Origin of the sequence: Dickeya lacustris (assembly GCF_029635795.1) — a bacterium.
Classification (GTDB): Bacteria; Pseudomonadota; Gammaproteobacteria; order Enterobacterales; family Enterobacteriaceae; genus Dickeya; species Dickeya lacustris.
Genome location: NZ_CP114280.1, coordinates 106,575 through 131,508, shown reverse-complemented (window position 1 = coordinate 131,508; position 24,934 = coordinate 106,575). Strand labels below are relative to the sequence as shown.

Below are 24,934 nucleotides of genomic sequence, written 5' to 3'. Positions count from 1 at the left end.
TGTTCAGATAACATTGCCATAGCCTCTTCCCCCATCACACCGTCAGCACCACACAGCTATCCGCATCCCAGCACAGGCGCACTTCATCGCCCCAGGTCGGCGAGCCTTTACGAAAGCGATCGGCATTTTGCAACTGCGCGCTGATTATCTGCCCGCTGTTCAAACGCACGTGATAAATAGAAAGATCGCCAAGATAGGCAATATGCACCACTTCGCCCACCGCAAAGTTGAAACCCTCCGCTGGCACATCATCACACAGCATGATTTTTTCCGGGCGCAGCGCTACATGCACCGGCACACCATCGACGACCGAGACATCGGTGTTGACTTTGAGTGGATGAATCAGCCCCGGACTTTGCAGAATCAAGGCATCATCCTGACGCTCGGTCAGAATGCCTTCAAACATATTAACCGAGCCGATAAACTCAGCACTGAAACGCGAAGTCGGGTTTTCATAAATCTCTTCGGGCTCACCAATTTGCACGAATTTACCGCGATTCATAATGGCAATACGCCCGGCCATGGTCATCGCTTCTTCCTGATCGTGCGTCACCATGACGCACGTCACGCCGACACGCTCCAGAATATCCACCACTTCCAGTTGCATACGGTCACGCAGTTTTTTATCCAGCGCGCCCATGGGCTCATCAAGCAATAACAGTTTCGGGCGCTTCGCCAGGCTACGCGCCAGCGCCACGCGCTGCCGCTGACCGCCGGAAAGCTGATGCGGCTTGCGAGCAGCAAACTCTTGCATGTGTACCAGCGTGAGCATTTCTTCGACGCGATCTTTAATTTCGCCACGCGAGAGTCGGTCTTGTTTCAAACCAAACGCAATGTTTTTTTCCACCGTCATATGGGGAAACAGCGCATAGGACTGAAACATCATGTTGATGGGGCGCTGATAAGGAGGAACCAGCGACAAATCTTGCCCATCTAATACAATTTGCCCCTGCGTTGGCTGTTCAAAACCGGCCAACATGCGTAACAGCGTAGATTTGCCACAACCAGAAGCGCCAAGCAGGGCAAAAATCTCGCCCTTGTAAATGGTCAGGCTGACATCATCAACCGCAAACTGACCCTCATACGATTTGGTCAGATTGCGCACTTCCAGCAGTGGCGTCGCCGCTTTCTGGGATTTGGCCTGGGGACGGGGGATCGCGTCGTTCACTTAATATTGCTCTCCGGCAAAAGCAGAACAAAGCCGCCGTCACGTGACGGCGACACAAATAACACAAACAGGCGGGGTTAAGCCGCCTGTTTGCTATAAAGTGGCATCAAGGCTTACGGTTATTTCCCGCTTTTTACCTTGGTCCACGAGCGTGTAATCACACGGTCAATCTTCGGTGATTGCACCTTGAGCGTAAACAGCTTGGCGCGAATATCTGCGGGTGGATAGATATTCGGGTTATTACGCACTTCGTCTTTGACCAGCGCCGTTGCCTCTTTGTTAGGGTTGGCGTAGTAAACATGGTTACTGACGTTGGCAATCACCTCTGGCTTAAGCAGGTAATTGAGGAACTGATAAGCGGAATCGAGGTTTTTCGCATCTTTTGGAATGGCGAACACATCAAAGAAAGCCAGCGCCCCTTCTTTCGGGATGCTGTAGCTAATATTCACGCCGTTTTTCGCTTCTTTGGCACGGTTAGAGGCCTGAAGCACATCGCCAGCCCAGCCAATCGCGACACAGATATCGCCGTTGGCCAAATCATTGATGTATTGGGATGAGTGGAAATAGCGAATATTTGGCCGCAGCTTCAGCAACAAGTCTGTTGCGTCTTTGGTGTAGTCCGACTCATTAGCGCTATTAGGGTTTTTGCCGAGATAATTCAACACCGTGGCATACACTTCTGCGGGGGCATCCAAAAACGAAACCCCACAGCTTTTCAGTTTTTCCAGATTTTCTGGCTTCAGCACCAAATCCCAGCTATTGACTGGCGCGTCTTTACCCAAGACGGCTTTGACTTTCTCGACGTTATACCCAATACCGGTGGTCGCCCACAGGTAAGGCACGGCATATTTATAACCCGGATCGTGCTCTTCAATCAGCTTCATCAATTCAGGATCAAGGTTTTTATAATTGGGCAGCTTACTTTTATCCAGCGGCTGAAAAACACCTGCGCTGATTTGGCGTCCGAGGAAACTGGCCGAAGGCACCACCAGATCAAACCCTGTGCTGCCAGCCATTAATTTGCCTTCCAGCACTTCATTGGAGTCAAACACGTCATACACAACTTTAATACCGCTCTCTTTCTGGAAATTCTCCAGTGTGTCCGGGGCGATATAGTCAGACCAGTTATAGACGTGCAGCGTTTTCTCTTCCGCAGATGCGGTGACGGACGCGGCCATCATCAAGCCGGCTAAAACACCCGAAAACCATTTTTTACGTTGGGTGAACATCCGTTCCTTCCTCCATACCAGGGGGTGAATACAGGTGGGTTAAAGCACAATCCGTGAACACGGCGTGCATATCTTTTTAGATAACCGACATGACAACAGGTGAATGACTATGCACCCACCGGATATCGTCACTGCGCAACCTGACACCACGTTGCAACCGGCACCCTATAGAAATAAAGCATAACCTCACAGCTACGCGCGTACCAGACCGGAATAGAAAAAACGGGTTTTATCGATTATTTATTCACATTTTATCTATGTGCTACGTTCTTACGACGCAAACGCAGTTAAACATAGTATAAAAAATGAAAAAAACCGCATTAAATGCGGTTGATTAAAAATAAGAAAAGCCGATGGTCAGTCATTGATCCACAACGTAATCAATGCAAACTTGAGCTGCTAACGACACCAGCAGGGCTATCTTCCTCATCACCCAAAAACAGCAGATTATTGGCGCTGGCTTCCATAATCACCATGGAAATTTGCTGCTCTGCCTGTTCCATAAAATGACGGAATTGCTCAAGCGTGATACCGGCCCCCGCGCTAAAGGTCTGGCAGACAATCAGCTTTGGCAGATTATCATCCTGAATGTCCAGAAACGCTTTGGCTGTCAGCGAACTGGCGTTAATTTGGCTAAGGTTGCCTGACAGGGGAATTAACGCCGTCGGTTTAACTTCCGCCAGCGCGGAGAAAAGAATGACGCTATCGGCCATGTCTACCTTGGCATCAAATATGCCATCAAAATTCTGCATATGGGGGAGATGTAATGCCTGACAGGAATCACACTCAAAATAAATAATACCCAATTGATCCAGCCACCGCCGTAGCACATTCAAATCAGGGACGATGATTGAATCCATCTTGACCGCCTCATATTCATCAATGATAAAAAATCTGGCGCATGGCAACAGGTTGCCATCTCGCGCAGCAGCAACAGCACCGATACGCACACTCATCGGTTAGTTCCGGTGTGCGCAGAGACCCGGGGATGCTGCTCAATGTATTCAATCATCATCCCTGCAATATCAAGCCCGGTTGTGGTTTCAATCCCTTCAAGACCAGGCGAGGCATTGACTTCCATAACCAGCGGGCCTCGTGCAGAGCGCAGTATATCAACACCCGCAACACTGAGTCCCAATGTTTTTGCAGCCTTAACCGCAATTGCGCGCTCTTGCGGCGTGATACGAACGCGGTTTGCCGAACCGCCTCGGTGCAGATTGGAGCGAAAATCCCCCGGTTTGGCCTGCCGCTCTATTGCGGCGACCACGCGTTCGCCGATCACCAGACAGCGTAAATCTTTGCCATGCGCTTCACTGATATACTCCTGCACCAAAATATGGGCATTCAACCCGCGAAACGCATCGATAACACTTTCTGCCGCCTGCTGTGTCTCTGCCAACACCACGCCAATCCCTTGCGTTCCCTCCACTAATTTGACCACCAGTGGCGCGCCCCCCACCATCTTGATGAGATCCGCCGTCTCATCCGGCGAATGGGCAAATCCCGTGATCGGTAAATCGATGCCCTGGCGGGCCAGTAATTGCAGCGAGTGCAATTTATCGCGCGCCCGGATCACCGCAATCGCATTGTTGAGCACGAAACTGCCCAGCATCTCAAACTGACGCAGTACCGCCGTGCCATAAAAGGTGATGGAGGAGCCAATGCGTGGGATTACCGCATCATAATGCGCAAGCTGTTGACCGCGATAATGAACAGACGGCGCAGCCGAATTAATATTCATGTAGCAAGACAGCGGGTTAATGACATCGATGCTGTGCTGGCGCGCCTGTGCCGCTTCGCATAACCGCTTACAGGAATAGAGCGACCCATCCTGTGACAAAATCGCAATTTTCATAGCGCTCCAGGGCTATCGGGTGGCCCAGCCCTGCTGATGCAAATAGTCCAGCATAAACGGACGACGCTCCTGACTTAATATCCGTCGAATTTGCTCACTCCAGCTTTCCATGCGCTGGTTGCTGTCGCGATGACGATAATAATCAACAATGTGTTGGTCATAGTCCGCCAACAGCGCCCGGTCAAGCGGTTGATACTGGTTCTCATGTACCACTAATCCGGCGGGCAAACGCGGTTTAAGATCGGGCCGGGCATCAGGATAGCCAAGACACAGCCCAAATAGCGGCAGCACCTGCTGTGGTAATGCCAACAGCGTAGTCACTTGTGCAATATGATTACGAATACCGCCAATAAACACGCCACCAAGCCCCATGGACTCTGCGGCGATTAAGGCATTTTGCCCCATCAGTGCGGTATCCACACAGCCAAGCAACAGTTGCTCTGCCAATCCGACTTCCGCTTGAGGATAAATTTGTTGATGACGATGAAAATCAGCGCAAAACACCCAAAACTCCGCTGCTTGCCCCACCCAAGGCTGATTACCCGTTAACTGCACTAATTGATTGCGCAACACGCTATCCGTAATACGCACGATGGAGCTGCACTGCAAAAAACTCGACGTCGAGGCGCTTTGCGCAGCGGCAATAATAGCCTCACGTTGCTCATGGCTGAGTGGTTGATCGGTGAAAGACCGAATAGAGCGGTGCTGGCGTAATAATTCAATAGTTGGCGTCACGTTGAGTTTCCCTAAAAGCAGCCTGTGAGATGACATGTCCTCGGCGTCGTCGCCGCGAAGCATAAACCGGCCGATCAAGACGTCAGCGGTTTATCTGGCACATCCGTAATTATATGCCAGTGATAGATTGGCACCAAGGTTTTGGCTAGAGCGGGCACCGCGAGTCACGCGCAAATAAACGACAAATCATGCGCAAAGATAGAGAAAACGAATCGATATAACAGGCAATCATGACTTTCACTCGACTATCATGACAGGCATAGTAACGCAGTTGGCGAAAAATCTTATACACTAAGAAGATACATGACATTGCAAGTGCCTTCTTAACGCATTAAAAACCAAGGAGTTAGTATGTACGCAGTCATTTTCGGACGCCCAGGTTGCCCTTATTGTGTCAGAGCTAAAGAGCTGGCAGAAAAGCTTACTGCCGAGCGTGATGACTTCAATTACCGCTATGTTGATATCCATGCCGAAGGGATCACTAAGGATGATCTCTCCAAAACCGTGGGTAAACCGGTAGAAACCGTGCCTCAAATCTTTCTGGATGAAAAACACATCGGCGGCTGCACCGATTTTGAAGCCTATGCCCGCGAGCATTTGCTTTAATCATCCTGCGCACGACAGGCGCATCAGCGCCTGTCTGTTATCAAATCAGACGTCACGCCACAGCACGCAGCCGCGATATCAACGGCTATCAGTAGAAGTAATGCCGACTGACCGCTCGCAAGAATAAAAACACCAAGACCCCCAGCAGGCACCAAAACACCGCGCTACTGACATAAGCCAGTTCCTGCCAGAATGATATTCGTGAAAACTGCCATAACTGTAACATCAGCAAACACACCGGCATGGCGACCAGCGCACCAGCCAGTGGATAGCGTAAGCGCCGGTTACGCGAGAGATAACTGGATACCATACCCGGCAATAAAAAGAGCAACATGCCGGGATCGCCACGCAACCCCTCATCCAGCGACGCGCTGACAATGCGCATCTTCTGGCTTAAAAACACCAGCATAAACAAGACAAAACAGCTAACAACCCCCAACCACCCTCTGCTACCTGTCATGTTAGTCTCCCCGAATTACCCCTAAGTCGCTGCACTGGGCGTTACATTTTTCGTATCCTTCACGGCGTTGCTACGTGATACGGCATGTATCCCTGATGACGCGAAAAGCCAGCATCGATACGATTTATCCGTATCAGCGGCTGGTTGTCCGCCGGAGAAATCTCTAAAATGGCCGCACTAAATCAGATGTGTTGCCAATAAACCGCCACACTCGCTCAATCATCGCAGCAGCCACTCATCGTTGTTATTAAACCGCGCTGGTTAACGTGCCATACAGACAAACATGACACTCGCCCCACGATGGGGTAAATTTAGTCCAAAATATTTTTTATATCAATAATTTACCAGTAAACAACAAGTTACATTCCATGAATATAAACGTCGCTGATTTGTTAAACGGGAATTACATTTTGCTGCTGTTCGTAGTTCTCTGTCTGGGGCTCTGCCTTGGTAAGCTGCGGCTCGGCTCTGTTCAACTCGGCAATTCCATTGGAGTTTTAGTGGTTTCACTGCTGTTGGGCCAACAGCATTTCGCTATCAATACCGAAGCGCTCAATCTAGGTTTTATGCTGTTCATCTTTTGTGTCGGCGTAGAAGCAGGCCCGAACTTTTTTTCCATTTTTTTTCGCGATGGCAAGAATTACCTGATGCTGGCGTTGGTGATGGTCAGTAGCGCGCTGTTGATTGCGCTGCTACTCGGCAAGTTGTTTGGCTGGGGAATCGGCCTTACTGCTGGGATGTTGGCCGGTTCAATGACCTCAACGCCGGTACTGGTTGGTGCAGGAGACACATTACGCAATACCCTCACGCTTGGCCCATCATTGTCGATAGCCCAAGAGCAACTCAGTCTCGGGTACGCGCTGACGTATCTGGTCGGCCTGGTCAGTTTGATTTTTGGTGCGCGCTACCTGCCCAAATTACAGCACCAGGATTTGCCTACCAGCGCCCAGCAAATCGCTCGCGAGCGTGGCCTGGATGCGGATAGCCAGCGTAAAATTTACCTGCCGATTATCCGCGCCTATCGCGTTGGCCCGGAGCTGGTTGCCTGGGCCGATGGCAAAAACCTGCGTGAGCTTGGTATCTATCGCCAGACGGGGTGTTATATCGAACGGATTCGCCGCAATGGTATTCTGGCAACGCCCGATGGTGATGCGGTGCTGCAACTGGGTGATGAGATAGCGCTGGTGGGCTATCCGGATGCCCATGCCCGCCTAAACCCTAACTTTCGTGATGGTAAAGAGGTGTTTGAGCGCGATTTACTCGACATGCGAATTGTGACGGAAGAAATCGTGGTGAAAAACCATAATGCGGTGGGAAAACGTCTCAGCCAGTTGAAACTGACCGATCACGGTTGTTTCCTCAACCGCATCGTGCGCAGCCAGATAGAAATGCCGATAGATGACGGCGTTGTGCTCAATAAGGGCGATGTGCTTCAGGTCAGCGGCGATGCGCGCAGGGTCAAAAGCGTTGCTGACCGCATTGGCTTTATCTCGATTCACAGCCAGGTGACTGACCTGTTGGCATTTTGCGCTTTTTTCATCATCGGTATCATGGTTGGTCTGGTGACATTCCAGTTCCGTAGTTTTTCCTTTGGCATTGGCAATGCAGCCGGGCTGTTGTTCTCCGGCATCATGCTCGGTTTTCTGCGCGCAAACCACCCGACATTCGGCTATATCCCTCAAGGTGCGCTGAACATGGTAAAAGAGTTTGGCTTAATGGTGTTTATGGCCGGCGTAGGTTTAAGCGCAGGCAGCACCATCAATCACAGCTTCGGTGAAATCGGTATTCAGATGGTGTTATCCGGGCTGCTGGTTAGCCTCTTTCCTGTAGTGGTGTGCTTTTTGTTTGGCGCCTATGTGCTGCGCATGAACCGGGCACTACTGTTTGGCGCCATCATGGGGGCCCGTACATGCGCGCCTGCCATGGAAATCATCAGCGATGCCGCACGCAGTAATATTCCGGCACTAGGCTATGCCGGAACTTACGCTATCGCCAACGTGCTACTCACATTGGCAGGTTCGCTGATAGTCGTTATCTGGCCGCAATTGCCGGGATAACTCACTGTGTAAATTAGCGTCAATTTTTTTCAGACGATGCCGAACTTTTTCTTCAGGGCATAGTCTGACTATATGCCACTGCTTTTCTTTGATCTCTCTAAATTGAGTAGCCCATCGTTCACGCCGGTAAGGTTCAAGAACGATGGGCATTTTCTTTTCTGGCTATGGCTATTCTGGCTATGATTATTCTAGCGATGGTTATCCAGCAACCGCGCGGCACACTATCAACGCCGTTTTATTTTTTAGCCGCTTAATTAGCCTGCCTAATAAATCTTACCGCTTTATAACATTTGCTCGATGGATTTGCGCCTTGCTCTTTATGAAGGTTATATTAATACCCCATCTGCTGTTCACTCAGCACATTGCCTGCGGTCAACTACCCTCGGTGCATACCACTTTTTTCTCATTAGGCTATACGATTCAGGCTATTGCCATGAAGCGTTGCCGAATGTGTTGTCAAAGTTTGCATCAGGAAACCTGGCCTACCAGCCGCCTTATGAGGAAAACCATGGAAACGCGTCGAGCAGCACGGCTCAATAAACTCGCCCAGGCCTTAAAAAAAGCCGACAAACTGCACCTCAAAGATGCGGCACAACTGCTTGGCGTATCAGAAATGACGGTACGACGTGACCTGAGCGCCCAGCCAGACGCCGCTGTGGTGCTGCTTGGCGGCTATGTGGTGTCAGATTTAAAAGCCAGCGCCGGGGCGACCAGTTACATTGTTTCCGATCAGCAGACGAAAAACGTGGTGGAGAAAACGGTCGTTGGCGAGCTGGCGGCAAGCTGCGTTGAGCCTAACGACACCATATTCTTCGACTGCGGCACCACCACCGCTTTTATCATCGCCGCCATTGATGAGGATCTACCGTTTACCGGTATCTGCTACTCCCTCAATACGTTTCTGGCACTTCAGGAGAAACCCAATAGCCGGGTCATCTTATGCGGTGGTGAATTCCACCCGGATAATGCCATTTTCACGCCGTTAGGCCATAAGCACGAACTCGATCAGATCTGCCCGAATAAGGCATTTATCTCCGCAGGCGGCATTGATTTACAGGCAGGCGCTACCTGCTTCAACTTTGCCGAACTGGTGATGAAACATCGTGCTATGTCGCTATCTCAGCAGGTGATTCTGGTTGCAGACAGCACAAAATTTGGTAAGCGCAAACCCGCCAGAATCGGCGCGCTCACGCTCTTCGACACCCTCATCACCAACGACCAACCCGATGTCGGCTACCTTCAGCACCTGAAAACCCACAATATCCAACTGGTGGCGCCCTCTAACTGACTGATGAGGCCATGAGGCTGATAGCATGACCCCTGAAGAGACCCGTCTCCTCAGGGCGGCGTCAGCCCTACCCCCATATGCCACCAAACCAGCCGGACAGCGTCATCAGGATGCGATCCCACAATCGCCCGAGAAAACCGGCTTGTGGTATCTCCTCCATCACGACCAAGGGACGCTCATCAATCCGTTTGCCATCAAGCTGAAATTCGATGCTGCCCACCACCTGGCCTTTCGCTAGTGGTGCCTGTAATTGCGCCTGATTGAGCGTAAAGCTGGCTTTGAGGTTCTTAGCCTGCCCTTTGGGTAAGGTTATCGCGGCATCATTCGCCACGCCCAGTTTGGCCTGATTAACGCGGCCCATCCATACGCGCTGCGTGGTAAAAGGCGTATCGTGGCGAACTAGCGTCGCCGTTTCAAAAAAACGGAATCCCCAGGTCAGCAGTTTCTCGCTTTCACGAAAACGCACAGAATCAGAAGGCGCACCCAACACCACGGAAATCAGCCGCATATCATTATCCACCGCTGAAGCAACCAGACTGTGTCCGGCACCATCGGTATAGCCGGTCTTCACGCCGTCAACGCGTAGGCTACTACTCCATAGCAGGCGGTTGCGATTAGGCTGGCGGATATTATTGAAGGTGAACTCTTTCTCGCTATGCAGGGCATATTCTTCCGGCACGTCACGAATCATCGCTTGAGTTAACATCGCCATATCACGCGCAGTGCTATATTGGCCCGGCGTATCTAGCCCATGTACGGTAAGAAAGTGGGTATTTTTCAGACCCAGGCGCTCGGCATACTGATTCATCAGGCTGACAAAAGCATCCTGACTGCCCGCGACATAATCGGCCAGCGCAATACTGGCATCATTACCCGACTGAATCACCATCCCTTTATTCAGCGAAGACACCGGTATCTGATCGCCGGGCTTGAGAAACATCAGGGATGAACCACGCAGCGCAGGATTGCCTGTCGGCCAGGCATCCTTACCCACGGTCACTTTATCGTCAGGTTTAATCTTGCCCACATTCACCGCCTGCCCCACCACATAACTGGTCATAATTTTGGTCAGGCTGGCCGGGTCAAGCCGGGTATCCGCATTCGACTCCGCAAGCACTTTACCGCTGGCAAAATCCATCAAAATAAATGCGTTGGCATCAATTTGCGGTGCAGGCGTCATTTGCTCTGCTCGCAGTGCCGGAGAGAGCGCCAGCAGCAGGAGCGTCGTCACTGCCAGCGGGTTACGTCCCCGGTCGATGAAAGATGTCACTGTTTTCATGTACGCTATCCAAGGGTAGTAAAAATATAAGAGTATCCATCGAGTTAGCCGATGCCACCACAATAAGGTAGCCGCAGCCAGACGTGAATAACATCGTCCAGTCGGTAAAATTCGTCAAAGAAAAGAAAAAATCAGCACATTCTGACTTGTCGCCCCCCCGATTGCGCCTCATCAACCGCAAACGGGAATCACCGAGTCAAAGCCGCTGTGTCAAAGAAGTAGTATCAAAGAAGTAGTGTCAAATAAATGGTGCCAAAAAAACGCCGGTTCTCAGTGCAGACGAGTTGGCTCACAGCCCGATGACGGACTCCCCTGCCCCATGCCCAGTCACATTCGCTGGCTGCCGCCACGAATCCCCTCGTTTCCTCCACCACAGGGCGTGACAGCCATGCTCACCGACTGAAAACATTAAAATTACTTATAAAAAACTCTTTGCTTCGTACTTAGTCCAACATTTTTAATACATTATTTATTTTTAGGAAGTTAAATGATGCGAATAATTTAGGTGGCATTTATCTCCCCACAAATGATGTGTTAAATTAACTGTGTCAATATATTTACAACAAGGAAAAGATCATATGCCTTCTGGTTCTCAGAGGGGTTCTATTAGTTCGGTTATTTTTCACCACTAACATGATCTAACAATAGTGCCATGCTTTGGCCGGGCAAAAAAAGGAATTTATCATGCCTATAGAAAAATGCATTGTCACCTATGACTCATGGAAGGTTTATGTCGAAAAGCATATTTCAGACCCTGCTCATGAAACCATTATTATGGTGAATGGAGCCCTATCAACAACGGCTGCATTCAAAAATACAGTTAAGAACTTATCGGGAAGATTTAACATCATCTTATTTGACTTACCATTTATTGGCGATTCCTTACCTTATAATCGGCTGGATCGCGTTATTACCAAGCATGACGAGGTTAATATCTTGCTTCACCTGATTGACACCTTCGAGCCAGACCACATTCTGTCCATATCGTGGGGCGGCCTCTCATCCATGCTCGCGTTGTCTAACAAGCCACGGCAAATCAAGAAGGCTGTTATCGCGTCATTTTCTGCCCACCTCAATGATAAAATGCGCGATTATATAGAACAGGCCCGTTATTATATCCACTCGAAAAATTTTGAAAGCGCCGCTGAATTACTCAATAATGAAGTCGGTAAATTCCTCCCGCCATTACTAAAGCACATCAACCTTAAACATATTTCCTCAATGAGCGAATTTGCATTTCAACAAGTCAATTTTCATATCGATCAGGTTTTGACATTAAAAGAAGAAAATTACATAGAAATCTTCAAAGACATTAATGCCGAGATACTTTTCCTCAATGGTGAAAACGACGAGTACACCACGGCTGATGATATTAAGAAGATGGAGAAATATATTAAGTCATGTAAATTTAGCACAATCCCTGAAGCCGGGCATTTTCTTGACCTGGAAAACAGAAGAGCGGCCAAACAGGTTGCCGAGAGAATTATTTCCTTTTTTGCCTGACTGATTTTCGCCAGGTATGCCGTCGGGAATCGACTCCGACGGCATAATGGTTTCACCATGAAATAATCAATTTACCTAATTGATTTATCGGCGGCGTTCACGCTTATCTGCACGTTTCGCCAGCCAGTCACCCAGCACCTGAACAACCTGCACCAATATCACCAAAGCAATGACCGTGACCACCATCACCTGCGTTTCATAACGATAGTAGCCAAAACGGATAGCCAAGTCGCCAACGCCACCACCGCCGACAATCCCCGCCATAGCGGAATAACCAATCAGACTAACCAGCGTAATCGTCAGCCCCCGCAGCAGGCCAGCGCGCGCCTCGGGCAACAGCACGGTACAGATAATTCGCATCGGGCTTGCGCCAAACGCTTGTGCCGCCTCCAGAATACCGGGGTCAACCTCACGCAATGCGCTGTCTACCAATCGGGCGTAAAATGCGATAGCCGCAACGGACATCGGCACCGACGCCGCGACAGGCCCAATCGTATTCCCCAGTAAAAACTGCGTTAACGGTAATAACAGCACCAGCAGAATCACAAAGGGTACGGAGCGAATAATGTTGACCAGTAAGGTACCCGACAGGTAGAGAATGCGGTTTTCCCAGAACAGATGGCGGTCGGTTACATAAATCAAAAAGCCAAGCGGTAAACCGCCGAGTAACGCAAACAGGGTAGAAATCCCGACCATTTGGAATGTTTCACCAAATGCCGAGAGTAAATCCGTCATCAACTCAGCCATGCAACACCTCCACCCGCGCGGTTTTTTGCTGAATATAGGCAACGGCATCATGTACCCGCTGATGATTCTCCGGGTGTGTCAATAACGCCACTAATACGCCTAACGCACGGTGTCCGATGTATTCAATCTTGCCATGTAAAATATTCACCGAAACGCCATAGCGCATGGCAACATCCGACAACACCGGCTGCTCGGCTGACTCGCCAATAAACAAAATCTTCAGCAACGTGCCGTTTAACTCCTGTTGCAAGCGGCTCGGTAGCGCTAGATTGAGCGTATGCGCCACCAATTGCCGGGTAAAGGCATGCCGAGGCATGGCGAAAATGTCGAACACCTCGCCTTCTTCCACCACGCGCCCACCGGTCATTACCGCCATGCGATCACAAATCGCCTTGATGACGTTCATCTCATGGGAGATGAGCACAATGGTAATACCCAGTTTCTGATTAATCTCCTTCAGCAGCGCCAGAATAGACGCAGAGGTTTCCAAATCGAGCGCGGAGGTGGGCTCATCACACAGCAAGACCGTTGGATGATTGGCTATCGCGCGGGCAATGCCCACCCGTTGCTTTTGGCCACCGCTGAGTTGTGACGGGTACATATGCGCTTTATCTGCCAGCCCCACCATCGCCAGAATCTCAGGCACACGTTGTGCGATTACCGATGCCGGCTGGCCCGCTGCTTTCAGGCTGAATGCGACGTTCTGCGCCACGGAGCGCGTTTGCATTAGATTAAAATGTTGAAAGATCATGCCTATCTTTTGGCGTTCAACGCGTAACGCCTCACCGCGTAACGCACCGATCTGCACGCCATTAACCCAAACCTGTCCGCTATCGGGTCGCTGTAGCACATTAATCGTACGCAGCAGCGTGCTTTTCCCTGCACCGCTCGCCCCAACAATGCCGTAGATCTCGCCTCGTTGAATACACAACGAAACATCCGCTACAGCCCGCTCTCCGGCGCTCTTGGCTCCGGGAAAAGAGACGCTGATATTTTTCAGCTCAATCATGGTCGTGGTGACTCCTGATGACGCAGCAAAAAACAACAAGCCGGTCAACGACCGGCTTGCCTAAATGAAAGAATGACGACAAATCAGGCACGTCGCCCTTCATCACTTCACCCATAGACGCGGTTATTGCGCGGGTGCTGGGGTAGTGGCAGTCATCCAATCCGGGCGCTGAAACTGGCTGAACATGGTGGCCGGGTCATTGATCACTGCGGCATACGATGCCGACGTAACGGCAGCCTTGATGTCATTGACGAACGGTTTCTCCACATCGTCACTGCGCACAGCAATCACGTTTTTCAGGTTTTCATCCAGCGTTTCCAGTTTTATTGCCGATGCCAGTTTTATCCCGGCAGCAATGGCAAAATTACCGTTAACCAGTGATGCCGTGACGCTATCAAGCGTGCGCGGCAACTGTGCTGCCTCCAGCGGCTTAAAGACCAGACCGCGCGGATTATCCTGAATATCCTTTTCTGACGCTTTGGTAGCATCAATACCTGGCTTAATGGTGATGAGCCCTAACGACTGCAAAAAGCGCAGACCGCGCGCAAGGTTGGTCGGATCATTCGACAACGTGATGACATCGCCTGTTTTCAGTTGATCGAGCGAGGTGATTTTCCGCGAATAAAACCCCATGCTGGCCGTTGGAACGGTAATAAGGCGAGTGATTTTAAGCCCTTTATCCGCAGCGAATTTTTCCAGATAAAGCGAATGCTGGAACAAGTTGGCGTCGATGCTGCCATTTGATAGCGCCAGATTGGGCTGAACATAGTCACTAAATTCACGCACCACCACGTTATAGCCCTTTTTAACCAGCTCCGGTTTTATCGCCTGATTCACCATGTCACCATACGGGCCCGGAGCCACACCAAACACTATGGTTTTCGGGTCACTTTGTGCGAATGCGGCGGAAATCCCTGAGGCAAGCAACGCTACCGCCAAAGCAGTACGCAGTGAAGGGGAGAATGTCATGTATTATTATCCTGTCTGCTAATAATTAGCGGTTATTATTGGAAATATCAGCCAGATTGGTAAATAGAAAAAAGCTATATCAATATTTCTGTTTGCCGTGTCCCGCGCGGTGTCAGCCGGATTCGTCGCATACGGCTGACACCGCGCCATGAGAGAGGAGTGACCGTATGCTAAAAATTTGGGGCCGGGATAATTCAACCAATGTGAAGAAAGTCCGCTGGTGTGCCGAGGAGTTAGGGCTTCCCTATGAACTTATCCCAACCGGTGGACAGTTTGGCGGCAACCGTGAGCCACGCTATTTAGCGCTGAACCCGAATGGGCTGGTGCCCTGTATACAGGATGATGAACTGATATTGTGGGAGTCTCACGCGATTGTCCGCTATTTGTCAGCACAATACGGCCAGGGACGTTTTTATCACGCCGAGCCTAAAGTGCAGGCAGCTATCGATAAATGGCTGGACTGGGCGATGGCGTTCAATGAACCCTACAGAAAGGTTTTCATCAATTTAATACGCACGCCCGCAGAGCAACGCAATCCGGCGGCGATTGAGGAAGGCATCACCGGATGTGAGGCGCTCTTTGCCATCGCCGATGGCGTACTCGCCAGCCAACCATGGCTTTCCGGCGCAACGTTCGGACTGGGCGATATTCCTTTAGGGTGCCTGGCGTATGGGTGGTTTAATCTGCCGATTCAACGGCAATCCATGCCACATCTGGCACGCTGGTATCAACAGTTAACCGAACGCGAGGCATTTCGCCAAACCGTCATGCTGCCCCTGAGCTAACTCAAAACAGATTTCGGCGGTAACAGCACTCGGATTGCTGAACATTTTCTCAGCAACCGGGACTGTTTCCTGATGATGATTCAGGTATAATCCGCCGCATTTTTCCGCCCCAACCCGATGTATGAGACACTATGACTGTTAACACCTTCGATCCAACCCAAACCACCACGCTATCTGCTCCACAAAAGGCGCTTGGCGAACAGCCCGCCCACACGAGCGCAGATTCGTCTCGCAAAATAGGCTTTGTCAGCCTCGGTTGCCCGAAAAATCTGGTGGATTCGGAGCGTATCCTGACGGAATTGCGTACCGAAGGGTACGAGGTGGTGCCCAGCTATAACGATGCCGATTTGGTCATTGTTAATACCTGCGGTTTCATCGACAGTGCGGTACAGGAATCTCTGGAAGCGATTGGCGAAGCGCTCAATGAGAACGGCAAAGTGATCGTCACCGGATGTCTCGGTGCCAAAGAGAACCAGATTCGTGAAGTTCACCCGAAAGTGCTGGAGATTACCGGCCCGCACAGTTATGAGCAGGTACTCAACCATGTTCACCATTACGTGCCGAAACCAGAACATAACCCGTTTACCAGCCTGATTCCGGCCCAAGGCGTTAAGCTCACGCCTCGCCATTACGCTTATCTCAAGATTTCTGAAGGGTGCGATCACCGCTGTACGTTCTGCATTATTCCTTCCATGCGTGGTGATTTAGACAGCCGCCCTATCGGTTCGGTGCTGGATGAAGCCAAACGGCTTGCCGATGCCGGCGTTAAAGAACTGCTGGTGATTTCTCAGGACACCTCTGCCTACGGTGCCGACGTCAAACACCGTACCGGCTTTTGGAACGGCCAGCCGGTAAAAACCAGCATGGCGAGCCTGTGTGAGCAGCTATCAACGCTAGGTTTATGGGTGCGTCTGCACTACGTTTACCCCTATCCGCATGTTGATGACGTCATTCCGCTGATGGCGCAAGGAAAAATCCTGCCGTACCTGGATATTCCGCTACAGCATGCCAGCCCGAAAATCCTGAAACTGATGAAACGCCCAGGCGCGGTTGAGCGCACGCTCGAGCGCATCAAACGCTGGCGAGAAATCTGCCCGGATCTCACGTTGCGCTCGACCTTTATTGTCGGCTTCCCCGGCGAAACGGAAGAAGACTTCCAAATGCTGCTGGATTTCCTGCAAGAGGCCCAATTAGATCGCGTAGGCTGTTTCCGCTATAGCCCGGTAGAAGGCGCGCGGGCGAATGAACTCCCGAATCAAGTGCCGGAAGAGATAAAAGAAGATCGCTACCATCGCTTTATGCAGGTACAGCAACAGATCTCAAGCCAACGCTTGCAGGCAAAAATAGGACGGACACTGACGGTGCTCATCGATGAAGTCGATGAAGAAGGCGCTATTGGCCGCAGCGTAGCCGATGCCCCTGAAATCGACGGCGCGGTTTACTTAAATGGCGAAACCGGTGTGAAAGTGGGCGATTGGGTAACAGTTAAAATCGAACACGCCGATGAATATGACCTGTGGGGAACGCGCGTCTAACCGGCCGCTGCCCGCATCGGAAAAACCGGTTGGACGCTGTCCGACCGGTTAGCAACCGACCATCACGGCAATGCCGATGATGAAAAAAACACCAACACTCCCCACTTCCAGACACTTCACCTTGCGTCACTTCCACAGCTCAAGTAGCCTTGCCTGATGACATGGCATTTTATGATGACTCTCATCTTCAGGTGGACGAAGGCAGCAGCATGTGGAAGCGCCTGACATTCGGTTTTTTCACCACCCTACTGGTGGTAGCCTGTAGTGCTTTTCTGCTTGATCGCTGCATCAGTTGGCGTACTGCCCCCTACATTTATGAAGAGGTACAGGATTTACCGCCCCGTCAGGTGGGTGTCGTGTTGGGCACCGCCAAGTATTATCGTACCGGCGTGATAAACCAATATTATCTGTTTCGTATCCAGGGCGCGTTGAATGCCTATAACAGCGGTAAGGTCAGCTACTTGCTGTTAAGCGGCGACAATGCCCAGCAAAGCTACAATGAGCCGATGACGATGCGCCGCGATTTGATAGCAGCAGGGGTGCCCCCCGCCAGTATCGTGCTGGACTACGCCGGTTTTCGCACGCTCGATTCCATCGTTCGCACCCGCAAGGTGTTTGATACCAATGATTTCACTATCATTACGCAGCGTTTTCACTGTGAGCGCGCGCTGTTTATCGCACTGCACAAAGGCATTCAGGCACAGTGCTTTGCCGTTCCATCGCCAAAGGATATTTGGTCAGTACGCCTGCGGGAATTTGCCGCACGGCTGGCTACGCTGTTTGATCTGTACATTTTAAAACGCGAGCCGCGTTTTCTTGGGCCGCAAGTCCAAATCCCGACCGAGTATAAAATCTCCGATGATGAGCCAAGCTATCCAGCCGTTCCTCCTGAGTTCATCAACGACATCGCAGTTCCCTCCGCCAAACCACGCCCCAATTAATGTAGTGATGGCGACGGGCCTGCGATATAAGAGGTTAATCGGTGCCACAACCACTCAAGCGGCCCCTGTTGGAAATACCGCAGCCATATTGCAGCACATACCAGATTACATCCCCAAACCAGCGGCACCACGGCCAGTAGCTGCCAGCGTTCCAGATGCATAAACAGCCCGAGCCGATTAAATAACGTGGTACACACCAGCGTTTGCAACAAATAGCTGCTTAACGCCATACGGCCAACGGAGGCTATCCAGCCCGTCACGCGCCACGCAACAAGCGTTGACCAATACCCGTAGCACAACGCCAGATAAGCTATCGCTTGCAAAAGCGCACCGAGATCACGAGGGATTTGCAACAACAAAGCACTCCAGCGGTAATCCCACTGCAACTGCCATTGGAAAACGACGCCGATACCATTAATCAGCAAAGCCGGTACCAGAAGTACCCAGGCCACCAACCGATAATGGGACAGGCTAAACTGCCCGCGCAGCCAGCCGCTACGCATCAACGCCGCCCCGATGAGCATCGCGCCGCACAGCAGCCAGCCATACTGAATACCGAGCGATAATAAACTTTCATTTAATAGCGAAACGCGATTCAGCCACGCCTCAGGCCCGCCTTGAGTCACCCACCAGGTTTCATACATGACATCGGCTGAATCGGGCTGCCAAAAATGGCCGCCGTCTGGACTAAGTATTTGGCTTAACGCCCCTAACATCACCAGACCTATCAGGTACAGAACGATACCGGTACGTAGCAACATACGAGTACTGTGCGCATAGCGCAGCAGGCCATAGCTCACCAGCCCGGTCAGACCATAATCCAGCAGAATGTCGCCTTCCCAGAGAAAAATGCTATGCAGTAAGCCAAACAGCATAAGCCAGAATAATCGGGCATGAATCCAGCGGGTGCCGCGTTTTAACAAAAGGTGTAAACCCGCGCCAAACAATAAAGCGAATAGCGTTAAAAACTTACCCTGCGCAACTATATCGGTCAGCGCCCAGCTCCAGGCATCGGCCCGGGACGGTATGCCCTGCCATGCAGGATTTAAATAGGCCGCGCGCGGCAAACCAAAAGACACGATATTCATCAGCAGAATGCCGAGCATGGCAAGACCACGGACAAAATCGAGCATGGGAATACGCGAGGGTGATGACGGTGATGACGGTGATGACGGTGATGACGGTGATGACGGTGATGACGGTGATGACGGTAAAGGTGACATAAGCAATCAGCAGTGGCAGCAGAGACAGTGTTCACAGTGCGCGACACCACATCCCTATGTCACGACATTCTGGCGGCGGCACCACCGCCAGAAACAGACCAACCTGTGGTTGGTCATCTCCATAATTCATCCGTGTGGATGATGACGCACCGCACGCAGAAATTCCTGCCGGGTATTTTGACTGGATTTAAATAACCCACCCAGCGAGGTTGTGGTGGTCGCGCTGGTTGCATCACGGATGCCACGCGCCTTCACACAATAATGCACCGCATCAATCGACACTGCTACATTGTTAGTGCCCAGCAGTGTTTGCAACGCCACCAGGATTTGCTGCGTCAATCGCTCTTGTACCTGTGGGCGTTGCGAGAAGAATTGTACGATGCGATTGATTTTTGACAACCCAATCACACCCTCTTTCGGAATATAGGCAACGGTGGCTTTACCATCGATTGTCACAAAATGGTGTTCACACGTGCTGGTCAACGTGATGTCTCGCACCGTCACCATTTCGTCCACCTTCATTTTGTTTTCAATGATGGTGATTTTGGGGAAATTGGCATAATCCAGACCCGAGAAGATCTCTTCTACATACATTTTGGCAATGCGGCTCGGTGTTTCCGCCAGGCTATCATCGTCAAGATCCAGATTGAGCAGGTTCATGATCTCCGTCATATGCTCTGCAATCAGGCGCTTTCGGGTCTCACTATCCAGCATTTCACCGCGCAATGGGGTTTCCAGCCCCCGAGCCAGTAGCGCCTCATGAACCAGCGCCGCCTCTTTGCTTAATACAGCCGACATGTATGTTATTCTCCAGCAGGTGTCACTCTATGCGGTGCAGCCAGACGGCTTGCACCGGCACAACTGTAAAGGAGTGGCTGCTGATTATCCAGTGATTGTATGCCGTGGTCGGTGAATTGTATGCCGTGGCCGGTGAAAAGCCTGCGGCTTGCCCTGGCCGACTGCGTTGGCACCAATAGTCATCCTCCCCTGCCGCAAGCAACGATGAGCGTACACGCCAGCTGCTGGTGGCGTGTACACAATAAGGCGTATAGCGGTCAGAATTTCTCCCAGTTCTCCTGTGATGTGGCTTTTCTCGCCGCAGGCAACGCTGCGGTAGCGTCATTACGCAGCGTCGGGCGTTTTAACGCCATTGTCGTGCCCGGTTTCCCGCCAGAAGAACGCTGCCCATGTTCATCGCCAAGGTGGAAAACCTCCACCGCCTGCGTCAGTTGGCGTGCCTGCTCTTCCAGCGAAGAAATCGCTGCCAGCGCCTGTTCAACCAAGGTTGCATTCTGCTGGGTCACGCCGTCCATTTCATTCACCGCCTGGCCGATTTGTGCAATACCTCGGCTCTGCTCATCCGAGGCCGAGGCAATCTCACCGATGAGATCGCTGACATGGGCAACAGAGCTAATGATAGATTGCATCGCATCACCCGCCTGTTTGACTTGCGATGAGCCGATATCTACGCGTGACACTGACTCCGCAATCAGCCCCTCTATCTCTTTGGCAGCCTGCGCGCTTCGCTGCGCCAGACTGCGCACCTCACCTGCTACCACCGCAAAGCCGCGTCCTTGCTCACCGGCTCGCGCAGCCTCTACCGCCGCGTTCAAGGCTAATATATTGGTCTGAAATGCAATACCGTTAATCACAGAGGTAATATCGGCAATCTTGCGTGAGCTGGCAGTAATACTATCCATGGTTGCTACCACATTGCTGGTAATTTTACCTCCCTCTGTAGCGGCCTGAGAGGCTTCCTGCGCCAGTAACGTTGCCTGATGTACGTTTTCTGCGTTGTGCTGCACGGTAGAGCTCAGTTGCTCCATGCTGGCGGCTGTTTCCTGCAATGCCGACGCCTGCTGCTCAGTGCGGCCAGACAAATCATTATTCCCCTGACGAATCTCGGTCGCGCCCTGATAGATAGTCTCTGCCGTATCGCGAATCAACGAGACGGTCTCTCTCAAACTACGTTGCAGATGGTTAATATCTGGGATAATACGCCCGGCACAGTTTCGCCCAAACTCGGCTAACTGGCTGTCCAGTCGGCCTGCAATCAGTTTGCCAAGGTGTTTTTGAATCGACGAAACCGGGTTCACCATATAACGGGTCAGATAACGTTCGCTGATAAGGAAAATGACGATGCTTATTACTAACGCCATCATCAACACATTCTGCGTCCAGCTGTTATGCTGATTAACCGTTTCAATAAAATCGGAATTGGTAACGACCGCCGTATATTTTTGTGCAGCATCACCAAACGCCCAACTGGCTGGCGGATAGACCTTGCGAAAAACATTACGAAAACCATCCAGATCATTTTTTTGCAATGCGGCGTACATCGGATCAATGGCCGTCGTCAACAGTTCAGACCAACTGGCTACCATATCGGTCGTAATCTTCTTATCCACCCCCACATGCTGCGCCGATTTAAATTTTTCAAGCGCGCCTTTGGTGTTGGTTATTGCCGTTAATGCCATATCCAGCGTCTTTTTGGCATTTTCGCTATCATTAAACTGTAAGTAGTCCATAACCCGCGCCATGCGCGTCACGGAACGAAAATACTGATCATTACCATACGTCAGGTAGCTATATGTTTTTCCTTGCACAGAATTATCATGTAACAAGTACGTTACTTGTTTCAAAGAATAAAGGCTGAACCCTGACACCCCTCCCCATAACACCACGAATAATCCCATAATAAGCAACATCATCACTCTTATACTGATATTTCTTAGAAAGGTCATAATCACTCCCGATCGTTATTAACAGATTTCCAGGATTCATAAAAATACAAACCACTGTTCACAGTTTTATTCGGTGATTGTTCATTTGGCGGCGATGGCGAATGCCTGAATCACCCGCACGCCCGGCAGGGTCATCGTCAGCGTAAGCGTAAGAGCGGGCTGCTCTTATGCCGACGGAACAAAACATCCCTGAACACCGGGTGCTATTACTCAACCTTTACCATTACAGAAAAGAATACGAATGATTATCTTGTTGAACGGCATCGAATATTGTTCACCTCGCGTTGCCGATCATTTGCAATTATAGGCTGGGATATAAAAAAAACCGGGTGATAAGCCGGGATTGTAAAAAAATGATGAAAAATAGAGGGGTTGAAATAAAAATGCACCGCATAAGCGGTGCATCCAGAACAATACTAAGCGTTAAACCACTGACTGCTCACCCTGTTGCCCTTGTGCGAATGCGTAGCAACGGGCGCGGGTTTAAAAGGTTTCCCAGTCACCTTGCGAAGACGCGCCCTGCGAGGAAGACCTTGGCACACCCAACACCGGGCGTTTCAGCGCAGGCGTTGCTGCCGCACGCGGCGAATCAATCATCGGCTGGTGCCCACCTAAATCAAACACCGAAACGGCGGCTGCCAGATTCTGCGTCTGCTCTTCCAGTGAAGCGGCAGCAGCGCTGGCTTCCTGCACCAATGCGGCGTTTTGCTGGGTCACGCCATCCATTTCAGTAACCGCTTGACCAATCTGGGAAATACCACGGCTTTGTTCATCAGAAGCCGCTGAAATTTCCCCCATCAGGTCATGTACACGGGACACCGAGGTAATAATGCCGCCCATTGCACGACCCGCTTCTTGTACCAGGTCCGAACCGGTGCTCACCCGACCGACCGACTCATTGATCAGCGTTTCTATCTCTTTGGCAGCCTGCGCACTGCGTTGGGCAAGATTACGTACCTCACCGGCCACCACCGCAAACCCACGCCCCTGTTCACCGGCACGCGCCGCTTCCACCGCCGCATTCAGCGCCAGAATATTGGTCTGGAATGCGATACCGTTAATCACACTGGTAATATCGGCAATCTTACGAGAACTCTCGGCAATGCTTTGCATCGTCCCGACAACATTTTCCGTCACTTCGCCACCCTGACGCGCCATCTGCTGGGCTTCTTCGGAAATCTGCCGAGCCTGACGCACATTGTCAGCATTGTTTTTCACCGTCGAGGTCAACTCTTCCATGCTGGCCGCCGTTTGCTGCAATGCCGCCGCCTGCTGATCGGTACGGCGTGACAGTTCATCATTCCCTTGGCGGATTTCACTCGTCCCCGTATGGATCACCGATGTACTGCTATAGATTGTCAGCACGGTATCACGCAAACTTTTTTGCATATCTTTGATATAGGGGATTAATTGCCCTGGGCAGTTACGACCGAACTCTTCAATCTCTACGGATAACTTGCCGCTGGTTAACAGCGCTAAGTGCTGTTTAATCTGGCCGATAGGTTTCACCAGATAATTGATGAGGTAGCGATCGCTCAAGAACAGCACGATAATTCCGGCTAACAACGCAGCAATCAAGATGCTCTTGTTAACAGCAATACTCTGCCCAAGTTGAATAATGGTATCGTCTGACTGGATAGCAGAAGAGTATTTCTCCGCGATATTGCCAAACTCTACGCTCAAAGGTGGGTACTGTTTACGGAAAAGCTGGCGAAAATCCTCCATACGATTGTTATTAATCGCCGCCATCATCGGTGTTATGCCCGTTTGCAACAATCGCCCCCACACCTCAGCCATTTGTTGCACGACTTCTTTATCCACACCGATGTGTTCGCTGGTTTTAAATTGCGCCAGCGCGTCTTCGCTATTCTTTAACGCTAAAGCGGCGGAACTCAGCGTTTTCTGCGCATTCTCCGTATCACCGCTCTGTAAGTAGTCAACGGCTCTTAACATACGGGTGACAGAGCGAAAATATTGATCATTACCTTTTACCAGGATGGAGTAACTTTTCTTTTGCGATAAATTATCATTGAGCAAATCCCCCATACCGTTCAAAGAGCGTAGTGTGAAAATTGAAGCCACCCCCCAGATGACGGTAAACAGTGTCAAAATGATTAACAGCATTTTCCTGACGGTAATATTTTTTAAAAATTGCATAACAGGCTCCGAGTAATGAATCGTGCATAATGCACATATGTAGTCATAGTCACCTGCGTCAGGTTAATTCCGCGCTCAGGACAGAATCAGCCTTTACTGCCATTCACCCTCCTCGCATCGTGACAGGAACAGTTCAACCTTAATCAAACTATTCTTGGGTACTCGCTGTGCTGTGTTTTTATCTGTCTAACACACCGTCCCATTTGCCACTCCGTCACCATTGAAGCGGCCTGGAATACCGGTTGAAACACGCAGCACCTTAATACGGGAGATTATCTGATGAAAATTAAGCAAGCCTTAACGAGATAACTGCGTAGTGATGTGGCGATCACACACAGAGCACATTCTTATTCAGAATATCGGCCTTTTTTTCGTTAAACGGCCAGGGCCACAACCAGGATAATCCTAATAACAACATCGGCAACATCAGGCTCACTCTACACTCCGCTGGCGATTGTCCATGTCAAAAAGCCAGGAAAAAAAGAGAGGGTCAGCACGATGTTAACAACGTCGATGACGGGAAAATCCGTTGTCATTCTTGCACTCTGATGCCAGAGACTGTCAAGTTAAACAAATAAGAAACTGTGTTTAAAAACAAATGGCTGGTGTAAAGAATCGGCTTTATCACAAATAGCCCTATACCA

At 50.7% G+C, this 24,934-nt stretch carries 21 protein-coding genes; 7 read left to right on the top strand and 14 right to left on the bottom strand.

The genetic code is table 11. The annotated features are described in order from the left end of the window. Positions 1–34 precede the first annotated feature (34 nt). The 5 genes from potG to nfsA all read right to left on the bottom strand — a co-directional run bounded on the left by potG (position 35) and on the right by nfsA (position 4,987). The gene (gene potG / locus O1Q98_RS00585) at positions 35–1,168 is read right to left on the bottom strand and encodes a putrescine ABC transporter ATP-binding subunit PotG (RefSeq protein ID WP_125259712.1); all 1,134 of its coding nucleotides are present in this window, start codon (positions 1,166–1,168) and stop codon (positions 35–37) included. A gap of 119 nt (positions 1,169–1,287) precedes the next feature. Beyond that, a complete protein-coding gene (gene potF, locus O1Q98_RS00580; RefSeq protein WP_125259713.1) occupies positions 1,288–2,397 on the bottom strand; it encodes a spermidine/putrescine ABC transporter substrate-binding protein PotF in 1,110 nt (369 codons plus the stop codon). Positions 2,398–2,777: 380 nt separating this feature from the next. Further along, positions 2,778–3,257 (bottom strand): YbjN domain-containing protein, encoded by a 480-nt coding sequence (locus tag O1Q98_RS00575; protein WP_125259768.1) that lies wholly within the window; start codon positions 3,255–3,257, stop codon positions 2,778–2,780. Between the two features lie 92 nt (positions 3,258–3,349). After that, the gene (gene rimK / locus O1Q98_RS00570) at positions 3,350–4,252 is read right to left on the bottom strand and encodes a 30S ribosomal protein S6--L-glutamate ligase (protein WP_125259714.1); all 903 of its coding nucleotides are present in this window, start codon (positions 4,250–4,252) and stop codon (positions 3,350–3,352) included. 12 nt (positions 4,253–4,264) lie between these two features. Further along, positions 4,265–4,987, bottom strand: coding sequence for an oxygen-insensitive NADPH nitroreductase (gene nfsA / locus O1Q98_RS00565; RefSeq protein WP_125259715.1), 723 nt, complete (start codon positions 4,985–4,987; stop codon positions 4,265–4,267). 351 nt (positions 4,988–5,338) lie between these two features. Here nfsA and O1Q98_RS00560 point away from each other — a divergent pair, with 351 nt between their 5' ends. Beyond that, positions 5,339–5,593 carry a GrxA family glutaredoxin gene (locus O1Q98_RS00560; protein WP_125259716.1) on the top strand — a complete coding sequence of 85 codons (255 nt, stop codon included), beginning with the start codon at positions 5,339–5,341 and terminating at the stop codon, positions 5,591–5,593. Positions 5,594–5,681: 88 nt separating this feature from the next. Here O1Q98_RS00560 and O1Q98_RS00555 read toward each other — a convergent pair whose 3' ends face one another. Further along, positions 5,682–6,053 carry an inner membrane protein YbjM gene (locus O1Q98_RS00555; RefSeq protein WP_125259717.1) on the bottom strand — a complete coding sequence of 124 codons (372 nt, stop codon included), beginning with the start codon at positions 6,051–6,053 and terminating at the stop codon, positions 5,682–5,684. 368 nt (positions 6,054–6,421) lie between these two features. On the opposite strand from O1Q98_RS00555, the gene O1Q98_RS00550 reads away from it, so the two are divergent. Next, complete coding sequence (locus O1Q98_RS00550) at positions 6,422–8,110, top strand: aspartate:alanine antiporter (protein ID WP_125259718.1); 1,689 nt, start codon at positions 6,422–6,424, stop codon at positions 8,108–8,110. A 508-nt stretch (positions 8,111–8,618) separates the two neighbouring features. Beyond that, positions 8,619–9,398 (top strand): DNA-binding transcriptional repressor DeoR, encoded by a 780-nt coding sequence (gene deoR / locus O1Q98_RS00545; RefSeq protein WP_125259719.1) that lies wholly within the window; start codon positions 8,619–8,621, stop codon positions 9,396–9,398. Positions 9,399–9,465: 67 nt separating this feature from the next. On the opposite strand, the gene O1Q98_RS00540 is transcribed toward deoR, so the two are convergent. Next, positions 9,466–10,677 (bottom strand): serine hydrolase, encoded by a 1,212-nt coding sequence (locus O1Q98_RS00540; RefSeq protein ID WP_125259720.1) that lies wholly within the window; start codon positions 10,675–10,677, stop codon positions 9,466–9,468. Between the two features lie 684 nt (positions 10,678–11,361). Here O1Q98_RS00540 and O1Q98_RS00535 point away from each other — a divergent pair. Next, a complete protein-coding gene (locus O1Q98_RS00535; protein WP_125259721.1) occupies positions 11,362–12,180 on the top strand; it encodes an alpha/beta fold hydrolase in 819 nt (272 codons plus the stop codon). 84 nt (positions 12,181–12,264) lie between these two features. Here the strand turns inward: O1Q98_RS00535 and O1Q98_RS00530 are convergent, their stop codons facing one another. From O1Q98_RS00530 to O1Q98_RS00520, 3 genes are all read right to left on the bottom strand, one after another. Next, positions 12,265–12,927 carry a methionine ABC transporter permease gene (locus tag O1Q98_RS00530; protein ID WP_125259722.1) on the bottom strand — a complete coding sequence of 221 codons (663 nt, stop codon included), beginning with the start codon at positions 12,925–12,927 and terminating at the stop codon, positions 12,265–12,267. Further along, a complete protein-coding gene (locus O1Q98_RS00525) occupies positions 12,920–13,936 on the bottom strand; it encodes a methionine ABC transporter ATP-binding protein (RefSeq protein WP_125259723.1) in 1,017 nt (338 codons plus the stop codon). Before O1Q98_RS00525 ends, O1Q98_RS00530 begins: the two co-directional genes overlap by 8 nt. Before the next feature lie 123 nt (positions 13,937–14,059). Further along, positions 14,060–14,905, bottom strand: a complete 846-nt coding sequence (locus tag O1Q98_RS00520; protein WP_125259724.1) for a MetQ/NlpA family ABC transporter substrate-binding protein — start codon at positions 14,903–14,905, stop codon at positions 14,060–14,062. 167 nt (positions 14,906–15,072) lie between these two features. Between O1Q98_RS00520 and O1Q98_RS00515 the strand changes: the two genes are divergently transcribed. From O1Q98_RS00515 to sanA, 3 genes are all read left to right on the top strand, one after another. Beyond that, a complete protein-coding gene (locus O1Q98_RS00515) occupies positions 15,073–15,690 on the top strand; it encodes a glutathione S-transferase family protein (RefSeq protein ID WP_125259725.1) in 618 nt (205 codons plus the stop codon). A gap of 131 nt (positions 15,691–15,821) precedes the next feature. Beyond that, complete coding sequence (gene rimO, locus O1Q98_RS00510) at positions 15,822–17,225, top strand: 30S ribosomal protein S12 methylthiotransferase RimO (RefSeq protein ID WP_125259726.1); 1,404 nt, start codon at positions 15,822–15,824, stop codon at positions 17,223–17,225. Between the two features lie 209 nt (positions 17,226–17,434). Continuing rightward, positions 17,435–18,166 carry an outer membrane permeability protein SanA gene (sanA, locus tag O1Q98_RS00505; RefSeq protein WP_125259769.1) on the top strand — a complete coding sequence of 244 codons (732 nt, stop codon included), beginning with the start codon at positions 17,435–17,437 and terminating at the stop codon, positions 18,164–18,166. Here sanA and yeiB read toward each other — a convergent pair. The 4 genes from yeiB to O1Q98_RS00485 all read right to left on the bottom strand — a co-directional run bounded on the left by yeiB (position 18,163) and on the right by O1Q98_RS00485 (position 24,290). Continuing rightward, a complete protein-coding gene (yeiB, locus tag O1Q98_RS00500; RefSeq protein WP_125259727.1) occupies positions 18,163–19,299 on the bottom strand; it encodes a DUF418 domain-containing protein YeiB in 1,137 nt (378 codons plus the stop codon). The genes sanA and yeiB overlap by 4 nt on opposite strands. Positions 19,300–19,515: 216 nt before the next feature. Then, complete coding sequence (gene folE, locus O1Q98_RS00495; protein WP_125259729.1) at positions 19,516–20,187, bottom strand: GTP cyclohydrolase I FolE; 672 nt, start codon at positions 20,185–20,187, stop codon at positions 19,516–19,518. A gap of 257 nt (positions 20,188–20,444) precedes the next feature. Beyond that, the gene (locus O1Q98_RS00490; RefSeq protein ID WP_125259730.1) at positions 20,445–22,133 is read right to left on the bottom strand and encodes a methyl-accepting chemotaxis protein; all 1,689 of its coding nucleotides are present in this window, start codon (positions 22,131–22,133) and stop codon (positions 20,445–20,447) included. 483 nt (positions 22,134–22,616) lie between these two features. Continuing rightward, complete coding sequence (locus O1Q98_RS00485) at positions 22,617–24,290, bottom strand: methyl-accepting chemotaxis protein (RefSeq protein ID WP_125259731.1); 1,674 nt, start codon at positions 24,288–24,290, stop codon at positions 22,617–22,619. Between the last annotated feature and the right edge of the window lie 644 nt (positions 24,291–24,934).